This window comes from Niastella sp. sgz303648, from assembly GCF_059587045.1.
In genome coordinates this window covers 65,337-79,243 of the sequence record NZ_JCAPSW010000012.1, presented here as the reverse complement: position 1 = coordinate 79,243, position 13,907 = coordinate 65,337, and the positions used below count along the sequence as shown (strand labels likewise).

At 42.2% G+C, this 13,907-nt stretch carries 8 protein-coding genes; 5 read left to right on the top strand and 3 right to left on the bottom strand.

The genetic code is table 11. From position 1 onward, the window contains the following. Positions 1 to 50: 50 nt before the first annotated feature. Positions 51 to 692, bottom strand: a complete 642-nt coding sequence (locus AC59IL_RS28325; RefSeq protein WP_496555599.1) for a DUF502 domain-containing protein — start codon at positions 690 to 692, stop codon at positions 51 to 53. Between the two features lie 254 nt (positions 693 to 946). On the opposite strand from AC59IL_RS28325, the gene AC59IL_RS28320 reads away from it, so the two are divergent. The 4 genes from AC59IL_RS28320 to AC59IL_RS28305 all read left to right on the top strand — a co-directional run bounded on the left by AC59IL_RS28320 (position 947) and on the right by AC59IL_RS28305 (position 7,964). Continuing rightward, positions 947 to 1,609 carry a TetR/AcrR family transcriptional regulator gene (locus AC59IL_RS28320; RefSeq protein WP_496555598.1) on the top strand — a complete coding sequence of 221 codons (663 nt, stop codon included), beginning with the start codon at positions 947 to 949 and terminating at the stop codon, positions 1,607 to 1,609. Then, complete coding sequence (locus AC59IL_RS28315; RefSeq protein WP_496555597.1) at positions 1,581 to 2,990, top strand: TolC family protein; 1,410 nt, start codon at positions 1,581 to 1,583, stop codon at positions 2,988 to 2,990. The genes AC59IL_RS28320 and AC59IL_RS28315 overlap by 29 nt, the downstream gene beginning before the upstream one ends. Before the next feature lie 52 nt (positions 2,991 to 3,042). Then, the gene (locus tag AC59IL_RS28310) at positions 3,043 to 4,215 is read left to right on the top strand and encodes an efflux RND transporter periplasmic adaptor subunit (protein ID WP_496555596.1); all 1,173 of its coding nucleotides are present in this window, start codon (positions 3,043 to 3,045) and stop codon (positions 4,213 to 4,215) included. Positions 4,216 to 4,352: 137 nt separating this feature from the next. After that, the gene (locus AC59IL_RS28305) at positions 4,353 to 7,964 is read left to right on the top strand and encodes an efflux RND transporter permease subunit (protein ID WP_496555595.1); all 3,612 of its coding nucleotides are present in this window, start codon (positions 4,353 to 4,355) and stop codon (positions 7,962 to 7,964) included. 92 nt (positions 7,965 to 8,056) lie between these two features. On the opposite strand, the gene AC59IL_RS28300 is transcribed toward AC59IL_RS28305, so the two are convergent. Continuing rightward, positions 8,057 to 10,915: a M16 family metallopeptidase gene (locus tag AC59IL_RS28300; RefSeq protein WP_496555594.1), complete on the bottom strand. Its 2,859-nt coding sequence runs from the start codon at positions 10,913 to 10,915 to the stop codon at positions 8,057 to 8,059. A 358-nt stretch (positions 10,916 to 11,273) separates the two neighbouring features. Here AC59IL_RS28300 and AC59IL_RS28295 point away from each other — a divergent pair, with 358 nt between their 5' ends. After that, positions 11,274 to 12,065 carry a TIGR00266 family protein gene (locus tag AC59IL_RS28295; protein ID WP_496555593.1) on the top strand — a complete coding sequence of 264 codons (792 nt, stop codon included), beginning with the start codon at positions 11,274 to 11,276 and terminating at the stop codon, positions 12,063 to 12,065. Positions 12,066 to 12,179: 114 nt separating this feature from the next. On the opposite strand, the gene AC59IL_RS28290 is transcribed toward AC59IL_RS28295, so the two are convergent. Then, positions 12,180 to 13,889 (bottom strand): RagB/SusD family nutrient uptake outer membrane protein, encoded by a 1,710-nt coding sequence (locus tag AC59IL_RS28290; RefSeq protein ID WP_496555592.1) that lies wholly within the window; start codon positions 13,887 to 13,889, stop codon positions 12,180 to 12,182. Positions 13,890 to 13,907 lie beyond the last annotated feature (18 nt).

The window sequence follows — 13,907 nt, the reverse complement described above, 5'->3', positions numbered from 1 at the left end:
TAATGCGTTAAGCGTTCGGCATTAAGCGTTAAGCCTATTTAGGGCGATATTTATTTCTTTTTTACTTCTTCTTCTTCAATAGAGGTAACCCCGCCGGATATGGCAAATTTCATGGCTTCGGCCGAGTTTATATCGGTAAGCAGGCGAACCCTGTCTCTCTTAACAAAATACAGCCGGCCTGTAAAAGCATACGACTGGGGAACGTATACGGCTACATAATCCTGTAAGCCAAACTCATGCACTTCCTGCTGGGTTATAAACCCAATTTGCCATACATCGTTTGTTTCGATGCATACCAGCACTGCTTTATCAAATTTTCTTTTGTTGCCGGCAAAGGCCTCAAAAAAATCTTTTACTGTTGAGTACAGTATTTTAATACCGGGGGTGCGTTCCAGTATTTTATCAAACAGGTCAACCAGTTTGCTAACAATAAATGAAGATGATATATACCCAACGAGTATAACGATCAGTGTTACCAGTATAAAGCCCAGGCCGGGAATTTTTTTAGGATTGCCTGCCGTGTCGGTACCTAATATATCAGGGACGAAGTAGCCGATAAGACTGGGTAAAATATTATCAATAAAATTGAATAATGCGGTAACCGCATAAATGGTAATAGCTATAGGAGCTAAAATAATTAGCCCCTGCAGAAAATACTGAAAGATTTTCTTAAATATATACTTGGTTGTCATTTGCTGGTATTTAGCAATCCAAAATTAGCCTACTTATACTGTGTGGTAAAATTAAATCCGTTAGTTAGTATGGCGTTTTGGTCTGGTAAGCAATCTGTTAGTAGTTTTCGGCAAGGGTTCAAATTCCATACTACAGCTACCAAGTTAACTCAAAACAAACAGTTGTTTGCATTATTTTTTTTGTTACCGGCGGTTTAAAATTCGGATGGAAACTTTGGTAACGAAAAAAGTTTCCATAGTTTTGTGCCGATTTTATGATAACAGAAGCAAACACAAAAGTGCGGATTCGGGAAAAGGCGAAAGAATTATTTCTACGGTATGGTATTCGCTCTGTTTCCATGGACGACATTGCCAATCAGCTGGGCATGTCGAAAAAAACTATTTACCAGTATTTTACCGATAAAAACGAGCTGGTTGATTCAGTGGTCGAAGACGATATAGGTTGCATGCAGCGCGATTGCATGCAATGCACTGAAAAAGCACGCGATGCGGTAGAAGAAATTTTTTTAACGGTAGATAAGGTAATAGAACAGTTGAGTAATCTGAACCCCATGGTATTGTATGATCTTGAAAAGTTTCATGTTCGGGCATACCAGCGGTTTATAGAACACAAAAACAAGTTCTTATTGCAGATAATTCGCCACAATCTGGAGTGGGGTGTGAAAGAAGGCCTTTACCGGTCGGATATTGATGTTGAAGTGTTGGCCAGGTTCAGACTCGATTCGATGATGATCCCCTTCAACATCGATCTGTTCCCTCCCTCAAAGTATAAGCTTACCGAGGTTACCAAAATAATTATAGAACATTTTTTATATGGTGTCGCCTCGTTAAAAGGGCACAAACTGATTTTAAAATATCAACAGCATAGAAATAAAAATGCAAAGAACTATGAAACTGAATCCGGCAAGCATAAGTAAGATCGCTCTGGTGATGGTATTAACAGGAGGTGTGATGCAATTGGCTCTGGCGCAGGAAAAACACGTACTCACTGTAAAACAGGCAGTGGAATATGCGAAAAAAAATAGCGTACAAATTAAAAATGTTCTGTTAGACGTTAGGTTGCAGGAAGAAACTAACCGCCAGGTTACATCTTCTGCATTTCCGCAAATTGATGGCAGAATGGGAACTACCTATAACCCTAATCTGGCTGTTCAGGCTTTTCCCGATTTTATTACCGCAGGAACATATAGGGTTCTTATAGATAACGACGTAAGAAAAGGAAACGGCGACGCCATAACAATGCCTGAGATAGGACTTTTGAAAGCATCATTTGCAACAAAATGGACGGCCAATGCGGGTGTTGATTTGCACCAGTTGTTATTCGATGGCCAGGTGTTTGTGGGCTTACAGGCAAGGGAAACATCTATGCAATGGGCCAGAAAGAATGTTGAAGTAACCGAAGAGCTGATCAAAGCAAACGTACATAAAGTGTATTATCAGTTGGTTGTTGGTAAAACTCAAATCGACTTACTTGATGCCAATATAGCACGATTAACAAAATTACAAAACGATACCCGCGAATTATATAAGAACGGATTTGCTGAAAAATTGGATGTAGATAAAGTAACGGTTCAGATCGCCAATCTTGAAACGGAAAAAAAGAAAGCCCTGAACCAGATATCGAATGGATACCTGGGCCTGAAATTACTGATGGGCATGCCTATTAAAGATGAGCTGGTATTGACAGATACGCTCAGCGACAGCCAGATAAAAGACGGCATGCTTGAAGCAAGCGCTTATAATTATACCGACAGAAAAGAATACCAATACGCCGAACTGGGCAAAAAGCTGAATGAGTATAATATTAAACGTTATAAGCTGAGCCAGATACCAACAGTAAGCCTTTCAGGCTCCTATTCAAAAAATGCGCAACGTAACCAATTCGACTTTTTTAGTAAGGGCGACTGGTATACGTTTTCGAACATCAACCTGAACATTGCAATACCCCTGTTTCACGGCTTTAACACAAGATCGAAAATTGATGCCGCCAAACTTGAACTGCAGAAAACAGTTAACCAGATGGATAACCTGAAGTTAACTATCGACAATGAAGTGGAAACCGCCCGCACCAATTTCAAAACGGCTACTGAATCTATGGATTATCAAAAGCAAAACATGAAACTGGCCGAAGATGTATATGAACAAACAAAAAAGAAGTACGAAGCCGGTTTGGGGTCTAACACCGAAATCACCGCTGCGCAAACCGATCTGAAAAGCGCACAAACAAATTATATCAATGCATTGTACGATGCCATTGTAGCCCGTATAGATTATTTAAAAGCCATAGGGAAATTATAAACACAACCAAACTCTAAACCAATAAATGAATTCACCGGATAAACTTTTAGATATGAAAAGCTTGTATAACATAATAGGTGCCGTTGCAATTGTTCTTTTTGTTGCTGCCTGTGGCGCATCTACAGAAGGCGATAAAAAAGATCTCGACAAGAAAAAAGCCCGGCTCGAAGAATTGAAGAAGCAACAGACAGAAGTGACTGATGATATAGCAAAGCTCGAAAAAGAGATTGCTAAGTTAGATACAAGTGCCGCGAAGGTCGAAAAACCCAAATTAGTGGTATTATCTACTGTTCAGCCCACCGCATTTACACACTATATCGATCTGCAGGGTAAGATAGATGCCGAAAACATAGCCTGGGTAACACCCCGTGGTCAGGGCGGACAGGTAAGGGCCCTTTATGTAAAGCAAGGAGATAATGTTCGCAAAGGGCAGTTGTTGATGAAGCTCGATGATGCTGTGGTACGCCAGCAGATTGAACAGGCTACTGTGCAGTTAAACCTGGCCAAAACTTTATACGACCGCCGTAAAAATCTTTGGGATCAAAAAATTGGTACCGAAGTAGAGTTATTACAGGCAAAAAGTAACATGGAAAACTTTGAAAAACAAATTGACCTGCTGAAAGAGCAATCAAGTCAGTCGAATGTATATGCAGAGTTAGGTGGTGTTGCCGATGTGGTAACCATTAAAGTGGGTGAAACTTTTTCTGCTGTTTCTGCAACCCAAATGGGTATTCGCATTGTAAACAACTACAATCTGAAAGTAACAGCCAATGTTCCGGAAAATTATCAGAGCAAGGTAAATGAAGGAACCAATTTAATTGTTACGCTGCCTGAAGACAATAATAAATCGCTCAATACAAAGGTATCGGTAGCAGGTAAGATCATTGATCCTAATACCCGTTCATTTTATATCGAAGGTAGAATCCCTGCCAATGGCGGTTTCCGCCCCGGACAAATCGCCATGGTGCGCATACAGGACTATTCGGCTCCCAATGCTGTTACAATTCCTATTAATACCATTCAGAATGATGAAAAAGGAAAATTTGTAATGGTAGCTGCTACTGAAGGCGGCAAAAAAGTTGCTCAGAAAAGGCCGGTAACAGTAGGATTACTTTATGGTAATAAACTGGAAGTAAAAAGTGGACTGCAGGCAGGAGATATTTTAATTGCAGATGGTTTTCAGGGTTTGTACGAGGGGCAGCTGATTACCACAGAGACTAAGTAACGGCAGTCGGCAATCGGCAAACGTGAAACGGCAGAGACAACTGAAACAGAAAGTGATTAATTATTGAGGAGTATTTCACGTTTTACGTTTTACGATTCACGAAACATCAAAGTTGACTTACACAACAAAATAATTGTATGAGTGTTTTAGAAAATATTACAGGTACGTTCAAACAGTTTAAGCCTACAACCTGGAGCGTAAAAAATAAAACTGCTATATACCTGGTAATGGTGTTCTTTAGTTTTTGGGGTATTAAACAGTTTGTTACCTTACCTAAGGAGCAGTTCCCGGATATCGTGATCCCTACTATTTATGTGCAAACCATTTATGTAGGAAACTCTCCAAAGGATATAGAAAACCTGGTAACCCACCCTATTGAAAAACAGATCAAAGGTATTACAGGGGCCAAGATCAATAAAACCACCAGCACCTCGGTACAGGATTATTCAGCCATTGTAGTGGAGTTCGGTACCGATGTAAAAACCGATGTGGCGCTGCAAAAAGTAAAGGATGCGGTTGACAAATCGAAGAAAGACCTGCCTACTGATCTTACTGAAGAACCTTCGGTAATGGAAGTGAGTTTTTCGGAGCAACCCATTATGTATGTTAACCTGAGCGGTGATTATGATATGCCGCGCCTGAAAAAATATGCTGATAACTTGCAGGACAAGCTGGAAGAATTATCACAGCTAAACCGGGTAGACATTGTAGGCGCCCCGGAAAGAGAGTTCCAGATCAATGTAGATAACTACAAAATGCGCAGCGCCAATATCACATTCGATGATATTGCCAATGCTGTTTCGCGCGAAAACATGGATATTTCGGGTGGTTTACTCGACGTAGGGAATATGAAACGTACCCTGCAGTTGAAAGGGCAGTTTAAAACCGCATACGATATTCAGAAAGTGGTAGTGCGCAATACCAGCGGTTCGCCGATATACCTTAAAGATATTGCAGAGATAAAAGATACTACCAAAGAAAGGGAAAGCTATGCACGTCTCGATGGAAAGCCTGTTATTACACTGAACGTTATCAAACGTGCCGGTGAAAACCTTATCGAAACGTCTGATGATGTGAAGAAGGTTGTGGATGAAATGAAAGCCACCCAGTTTCCCAAAGGTCTGAATGTGGTCATTACCGGCGATCAAAGTAAGGCATCCCGTACATCGTTCAACGACCTGGTAAATACCATTGTAATTGGTTTTATACTGGTATTGATCATCCTGATGTTTTTCATGGGGGTAACCAATGCGTTTTTCGTAGCCTTGTCGGTACCGTTAAGTATGTTCGTAGCTTTTGTATTTTTACCAGCGGCTGACCTCATGATTGGTACGCATGTTACGCTCAACTTCATAGTACTGTTTGCGTTGTTATTCGGCCTGGGTATTATAGTAGATGATGCAATTGTGGTAATTGAAAATACGCACCGCATTTTTATGCAAAGCAATGGGCAGCTTACAGCACAGAAATCGGCTATGATGGCGGCCGGTGAAGTGTTTGTGCCTGTACTGGCCGGTACTATTACCACACTGGCGCCATTCATCCCCCTCATGTTCTGGCCCGGTATCATTGGTAAATTTATGATTTACCTGCCGGCAATGCTCATCTTTACGCTTACAGCATCACTGATAGTGGCCTTTATAATGAACCCCGTATTTGCGGTGGATTTTATGAATCACCCCGAAGGGGCAAAAGAAACCAAATCAGCCATATTTAAAAAACCTGCTTTTTGGGTTACGTTAGGGCTGGGTATTTTCTTCGATGTATTAGCAGCAGCAAATCACGTTACCGTCAATGGGTTAAGTGTTAGCTTCTTCGGCAATGTATTAATATTTATGCTGCTGCTGGTATTGTTAAACCGCTATGTACTGGATGACCTGATTCACGGTTTCCAAAACCGGGCTTTACCCTGGATCATGGGCCATTACGAAACGGCATTGCGCTGGGCGCTCAAAGGATGGCGCCCTGTACATTTACTAATCGGCACTTTCGTTTTATTAATACTCACCTATTTGTTCTTTGGCGCGCGAAACGTACCGGTGGTATTCTTCCCTAAAGGTGATCCCAACCAGATATATGTATACCTGAAATTGCCGGTAGGAACTGATGTGGAATATACCGATTCTATAACCCGTACGCTTGAAACAAAAGTATACCAGGTGATAGGAATGGATCATGGCAAAAAGAACCCGGTGGTTGAAAGTGTGATCAGTAACGTAGCCGTTGGTGCGGGCGACCCTACCAGTGGCGACCGAAGCACAAGACCCGAACTGGGCCGTATTCAAATTTCATTTGTGGAGTTTGAAAAACGCCATGGGGTAGCTACCACGCCTTACCTCGATAATATTCGTAAAGCAATAAAAGGGATTCCTGGCGCTGAAATTTCGGTTGACCAGGAAAAGGGTGGACCGCCCACAGATCCGCCCATTAATATTGAAGTGGCCAGTGAAGATTTTGATGGCATGATTAAAACAGCCGTATCATTAAAAAATTATCTCGATTCGATACAGGTAGCTGGTGTAGAAGAGTTGAAAATGGATGTAGACCTTACCAATCCCGAGATTAGCTTCACGGTAGATCGTGAAAGGGCATTGATTGAAGGGGTTTCCACTGCACAAATAGGACAGGAAATCAGAACAGCGGTATTCGGACGTGAAGTGTCGAAGATTAAAGATGGTGAAGATGAATATAAAATTCAATTGCGTAATCTGGAAGTACAACGCAAAAACCTCGCCGACCTGCTGAATATGAATATCACTTTCCGTGATATGGCCAGCGGCCAGGTTAAACACATACCTATCAGCTCACTGATAAAAATTGATTATACCAGTACCCTGGGAAGTGTAAAACGAAAAAACCAGAAACGGGTAATTACGCTCCGTTCAAATGTATTAAGCGGTTATACGCCTACTGCAGTAAACCAGGTTATAGCAGGCTATATCGACAATTTTAAACAAAAGGCAGATAATGTAACCATTAAACAAACAGGTGAAGGAGAGCAACAGAAAGAAACAGGTGATTTCCTTTTAAACGCATTGATTATTGCATTAGCACTTATTCTCTTCACGCTTGTATTCCAGTTTAACTCTATCAGCAAACCGGTGATCATTTTAACCGAAATTATATTTAGTGTAATCGGGGTGCTGTTGGGTTTTGCTATCACCAAAATGGAAGTATCGGTATTGATGACCGGTTTAGGTATTGTAGGGTTAGCCGGTATTGTAGTGAAAAACGGTATCCTGGTAATTGAATTTACCGATGAATTGCGGGCCCGTGGATTGAAAACCCGGGAAGCCCTGGTACAGGCCGGTAAAACCCGTATCATACCGGTATTGTTAACGGCCATGGCTGCGATATTGGGTTTGATACCGTTGGCGATTGGTTTCAACATCAACTTTGTTACTTTATTCTCTGATTTGAACCCGCATATTTTCTTTGGTGGTGATAATGCCGTATTCTGGAAACCATTATCCTGGACCATCATCTTCGGTTTGGCTTTTGCGTTCTTTATGACGCTGGTGATTTTACCAAGTATGTACCTGATCGCGGAACGTTTAAGAAGACCAATGCGAAACATGTATGGCGGCAAATGGATTTCATTTATCGGTATTCCGCCATTTACCCTGTTATTCATTCCATTGATGTTAATTACCATGTTCGTGCATAACTATAAAGTAAGACGCAGAAGAAGAAAATTAGCCGGTAAAAAAGAAAAAGTGAACGAAGCCTTCCTCGGAAGCTGGTTCTAAGCAGAAATATCGAATAACGAATAAAAAATGTCGAATGATGAAGTTGTATTTACTTCATCATTCGACATTCTTCATTTAATATTCGTTATTGTTTAAAATCCTTTCTTACTATCAACCGGCTTCCCATCTGTATCCAGCTCTACAATTTCATAACCTGTTTTTTGTAAACCGGGAAGTATGCGCGTTTTGTCGCCCACCAGAACAATATTCAGTTTGTCGGGGTTTATCCATTTTTTTGCCAGCGCATCTATTTCGGCCTTTGTAATATTCTTTAAGATTTTATTTTGCTGATCAACATAATCGGCCGGTAAATTATATTCCAAAATGCGTTCAATAAATCCGGCTTTTTGGGCGCCTGTTTCATAACGCAACGCATCACGCTGGCCAATGGCATTTTTCATAAACACCAGTTCATCTTCTTTTATACCACTGCCAACATAGGTTTTAAACTCTTTTACAATTTCTGTTAAAGCGCTGTCGGTTACATCGGCTTTAATGCCCGAGCTGAATAAAAAATCGCCGGTGTATTGATCGCCGTCGAACGTGCTGCGGGCACCGTAGGTCCAGCCCTTGTCTTCGCGCAGGTTTAAATTTACACGCGCATTGAAGCTGCCGCCCAACGCAAAATTCATTAACCCTGCTTTGTAATATTCACCAGTGGCGTCATATTTCAAACCGGTAACATAGCCTACTCTGAACTCGGTTTGCGCAGCTTTAGGAATATTTACCAGGTAGATCCTTGATTTATCAACCTCTTTTGGTTTGGCCGATACTGCCGGCAGGTCAATTGGTTTATTAGGCAGTTTGCTCAGGAAGGCAAGCTTAGGGGCAATTTCGCTTTGAGTAATATCGCCTACAACAATCACTTTGGTGTTTTTCGCTGTGATGTAGTTGTTATAGTAGTTCTGCACATCCTGCAGACTGATATTTTTAATAGTGCTTTCGGTGCCATTTTCGCTCATGCCCAGAATGTGGCCTGCGCCATAATTCACGGTAGCTATTACATCATCGGCCACTGCCGCGGGGCGGGCCTTGTATTGTTTTAAACTTTCCAGTGTTTGTTTCTGAATACGGTTAAAGGTGTTATCGGTGAATTTGGGATTGAACATCCGCTCCTGTAACAGGGTAAGCGTTTTATCGATATTCTTTTTCAGCGCCTGCACCGAAAATATAATAGCATCTCTGCTGCTGCTAATCTCAATGGAGCTTCCCAGCTTTTCAAGAGCTACCGACATTTGCTCGGCCGTATAGTTTTTGGTATCCTCGTTCATCATATCGGCAAAAATACTTGCCAGGCCTAATTTCGATGTGTCTTTGGCCTGTAACAAATGACCTCCGGGTATAGCAATACGTAGTGTTACAATAGGTATTTCATTGTTTTGAGCGCCGATCATTTTAATACTGCCAGGCACATCTTTACGCCAAAAGGAAGGCACTTTAACAACAGGGTTAGGGCCGTTGCCGGGATGTACGTTGCGGTCGAAATTATCTTTGGCTTTTGTATATTTTAAACCGGCGTAGCCATAATCAGGTGCTGTGTAATGACTGCTGTCGACTACATAATTATCTGCAGCAGCAATTACATTTTCCTGCCCTTTGGGTAATACGCTTACAATAACCGAATGTTTGCCCTTTACGTATTGATTGTATACGCGCATTACATCTTCTTTGGTAACAGCCGAATACATTTTCAGTAACTCTCCAATCATATTAGGGTTACCGGTAAAGGTTTGAAAGCCGGCCAGCTGAAATACTTTGCCCGATACGCTTTGTAATCCGTTGATGTATTGTGCTTCGGAACTGCCTTTGAACTTTTCGATATCATCATCGGTAATACCGCGTTTTTCAAAGCTGTCGAGCGATGCGCGTACCAGCTTTTCCATATCGGCCAGTGTTTTGCCGGGCATGGGCACCACGCGAATGGTGAATTCGCCCGCCAGTTCGCTTAACTGGCTGTATGCATTTGCCTGTAAAGCCAGTTGCGTTTTTACCAGTTGCTGATACAATACCGAGTTATTGCCTTGTCCTAATATTTGTGCCAGGCAGGCGAGGGCAGGCATGTCTTTATGAAAATTAGGCACTGTAGGATATACGATGTTCAGCAAAGGCAGGCGTATATAGTTATCAGTATAACTTACATAGCGGTCTTTTTCGATGGTTACCGCAGGCACTTCCACCTTAGCTATTTCGGGACCACGTGGAATGGCGCCAAAGTATTTTTCAACCAGCTTTACTACGTCGGCTGTTTTTACATCGCCACCCACGGTTACGGTAGCATTGTTGGGGCCATACCAGCGTAAGAAGAAGTTTTTCAGGTCGTTTACATCAACCCGGTTCAGATCTTCGATATAGCCTATGGTTAACCAGGAATAGGGATGACCGTATGGATACAAATTTTTCGAAGCAACTTCGGTTACCAGTCCGTAAGGGCGGTTATCATAGTTCTGGCCACGTTCGTTCTTTACAGTGGCGCGTTGTACTTCGAATTTTTTTTGTGTAACGGCATCGAGCAAAAAGCCCATGCGATCGGCTTCGAGCCACAGCATTTTTTCGAGCTGATTACTGGGAACTGTTTCATAATAATTAGTGCGGTCGCGGGTGGTTGATCCGTTTAGGGTGCCACCGGCATCCGTTATGATTTTGAAATGCTCTTCATCTTTTACGTGGTCGCTTCCCTGGAACATCATGTGTTCAAAAAAATGGGCGAAGCCCGATTTTCCAATCTGTTCGCGTGCCGAACCTACGTGGTAGGTAACGTCGACCTGCACTACGGGGTCGCTGTGGTCTTCATGCACTACCACGGTAAGTCCGTTGGGCAGTACATATTTTTCATAAGGAATTATCAGATCATTTCCCTGACGCGTAATTTTTTCTACCAGTTTTGCCTGACCAGCTACCTGATCACACAGGTAAAGCATCGATGCGGCGAATACCAGTACGGTTCTTTTCATATATGTAATTTTTGTTAAGTAAGCGTGTAAGGTAAAATAATTATCATGGGTGTTCCAAACCATTTATCACTTTAGTTGAGGTGGTTGTCAGGATTTTGGAGCTCTTCAATCCGCGGGCAGTGGGGCAGGCTATGCTCAGAGCCATTCCATGGTATTCCCTTCAACTGCGTTCAGGGGCGTTCCATGGTACTGAGTGCAGTCGAAGGATGAAAAATTTATCAATTCCGGAATGAAACGAATATTACTAAATTGCGACAAACAGAAAGGATTTACGCTATAAATCACAAAATCCCGAAATCGCCAAATCAGAAATAAAATCAATAATTAATCATATTAATAAATCCTTAAAAATCTTTCCATGCGTACAAATCACGAGATAGACTACCGCATTATAGGTGAAGAAATGCAATATGTTGAAGTTGAACTGGATCCGGGTGAAACGGCCATTGCCGAAAGTGGCGCTTTTATGATGATGGACGATGGCATTCAGATGGAAACGCTTTTTGGCGATGGATCAAAGGCCCAACAGGGTTTTTTGGGCAAACTGATGTCGGCCGGTAAGCGTGTACTAACCGGTGAAAGTTTGTTTATGACTGCATTTACCAATGTGGGTCAGGGAAAAAAGAGGGTAAGTTTTGCATCACCTTATCCCGGTAAAATTATTCCGCTCGATTTGATGGAACTGGGTGGTAAAATCATTGCTCAGAAAGATGCTTTTTTATGCGCTGCCAAAGGGGTAAGTGTGGGCATTGAGTTTCAGCGTAAGCTGGGTACCGGCCTGTTTGGTGGTGAAGGTTTTATTATGGAAAAGCTCGAAGGTGATGGTATGGCCTTTGTGCATGCGGGCGGCCATGTGTTTGAAAGAATTTTACAACCGGGTGAATTATTGAAAATTGATACCGGTTGTTTGGTGGCTTATACACAAACCATCGATTACGATATTCAGTTTGTTGGAGGTATTAAAAATACATTGTTTGGCGGTGAAGGATTGTTCTTTGCTACCCTGCGCGGCCCCGGTAAAGTTTGGATACAAACGTTGCCGATCAGCCGCCTTGCCGGTCGCATATTAAATTATGCCACTACCAACCGTAAAGAAGAAGGTAGTATTTTAGGCGGGTTGGGCAATATGTTGGATGGTGACGGATGGTAGCAGGAGGTGCGAAGTAAGAAGTATGAAATTGCATTACAAAAAAAGTCCGCTGTTATGCGGACTTTTTTGTTGAATTGAAGTTGGGAAAATTATTGTTTTATAAATGCTATCAAATCAATAATTGGGATTTACTACAGGCGCACTGCCGGCGGCAGGCGGGTTCTTTGATGTTTCATCAGCAGGAACATCCCAGTAATCCATAAAATTATAATTGATAGTAGCATTCGTATAAACATTCTTTTTATAAATAAGCGTAGCTCCATACCGGCCACCGCCATTCGAAATGGCATAGGTCCAGCCCCATCTGCGTAAATCATAGAACGAGAGGCCGCGTAGCGCCAATGCAGCCAGGCGTTCCATGGTTAATTCCTGCATTGCCTCCGCCAGCGTTAAACCGGTTCCCTTTGTTGCTGCAATACCCGAACCCAGGTAAGTTCTTACTGCATCTAAAAAGCCAAGACCGGTTTCAATGTTGCCTGTACGAATATTGGCTTCGGCCATCATAAGTGCATTTTCTTCGTAGGTAGGTCCGATGTAAATTTCAAGAGCGCCTATATTACGTGAGCCCAGAATGGGTATGCCGCTTAACGAAGAGTCTACACCATCTATCAGACTATATCTCGTTGAATTGGTATTGGCATCGCCATAAAAGATGCCGTCTGAGGTGGTAAAATTGGCCAGCCGTTTGTCGCCCGATTTAAAGTTCTGCACCAGTCTTTCACTCAGCTTATAGGAGGTTGTTTGGTTGCTGGCAGTGAGCATCCCTGCAACAGAACCTCCGTTAGTTGAAAAGAATGAATTGGAGGCAGATGTTCTTCCCGTAAATACGTAATCACCTTTTTGAATTCCGTTAGTGCAGTAAGTAATAACCGATTGCCAGTCGGCAGTGGCCATTGCAGACATAGATGCTTTACTAATTGTTGCACCAGGATTGCCATTTACAAAGGGCGCCAGGTGATTCAATAAAATATTGCGGGCCAACATGGTATTGATCGTTCTTTTCCACTGGGCACTGGATAGTGGTGAGCCAAGCCCCTTCTGATTTTGTGCAGGAATTAATGCAGTGATAATTGTAGTGTAATCATCCTGGTTGCTGATGCCCTGCAGCGTAGTTAAAGCCAGATTCAGTTGCTTATTGCTTTCTGCTATCATATCGGCACTGCTTACAAACTTGTTTACAACTGTTTTGGAATCATCTATAATTAAACCGGCTATATATAATGTGCCGATTTGCGCATAAGCATATCCTTTCCACCAGTAAACCCATGCTTTAATAGTGTTCGCTTTGTCGGTCGTAAGCGGAATATTAACTAGCTTCTCTAATGTAACGTTACAGGCATAGATCATTGCATACATATTGAGCCACTCATAATACAATGCGTTATTGGCATTGGCGGTAGAGGCTGTTGTGTTAAATGATCTTATAATGCTTACCTGCGGAGCAGTGTTTGTGAATTTTGTTGATGCATCGGCCGGATCTGCCTGAAAATATTCCGGCACGCCCATGGTGGTAGTTTGGTTGTTTGAACCCTGACCACCCCCAACTACATCGCCCATTAATTCGTGATAACCCCAGGGCAAAGAAAAATAACTATCTCCCAGCCATCCGTCGCCGTAATTAAAGCCATTCCAGTAAATTCCTCCCTTAGCATAAGCGGTAATTCCCGTTTCTGTAGTAACATTGGCCTCAAAGGTTGGATTGTTTGGATTTTGAACGTCGAGTTGTTTTTTACATGAAGTTACCCCCAGCATCAGGGCAATTGAAAGACAGCCAAAAATATAGTTTTGCTGTTTTGTATATAAGTTGAATGATATTTTTTTCATTGAAATTTTCTTTTACGG

What these genes read in the sequence shown, in the direction of transcription:
- AC59IL_RS28300 (WP_496555594.1), bottom strand. Translation starts at nt 10,915, where the DNA reads ATGAAAAGAACCGTACTGGTATTCGCCGCATCGATGCTTTACCTGTGT.
- AC59IL_RS28295 (WP_496555593.1), top strand. Translation starts at nt 11,274, where the DNA reads ATGCGTACAAATCACGAGATAGACTACCGCATTATAGGTGAAGAAATG.
- AC59IL_RS28305 (WP_496555595.1), top strand. Translation starts at nt 4,353, where the DNA reads ATGAGTGTTTTAGAAAATATTACAGGTACGTTCAAACAGTTTAAGCCT.
- AC59IL_RS28315 (WP_496555597.1), top strand. Translation starts at nt 1,581, where the DNA reads ATGAAACTGAATCCGGCAAGCATAAGTAAGATCGCTCTGGTGATGGTA.
- AC59IL_RS28290 (WP_496555592.1), bottom strand. Translation starts at nt 13,889, where the DNA reads ATGAAAAAAATATCATTCAACTTATATACAAAACAGCAAAACTATATT.
- AC59IL_RS28320 (WP_496555598.1), top strand. Translation starts at nt 947, where the DNA reads ATGATAACAGAAGCAAACACAAAAGTGCGGATTCGGGAAAAGGCGAAA.
- AC59IL_RS28325 (WP_496555599.1), bottom strand. Translation starts at nt 692, where the DNA reads ATGACAACCAAGTATATATTTAAGAAAATCTTTCAGTATTTTCTGCAG.
- AC59IL_RS28310 (WP_496555596.1), top strand. Translation starts at nt 3,043, where the DNA reads ATGAAAAGCTTGTATAACATAATAGGTGCCGTTGCAATTGTTCTTTTT.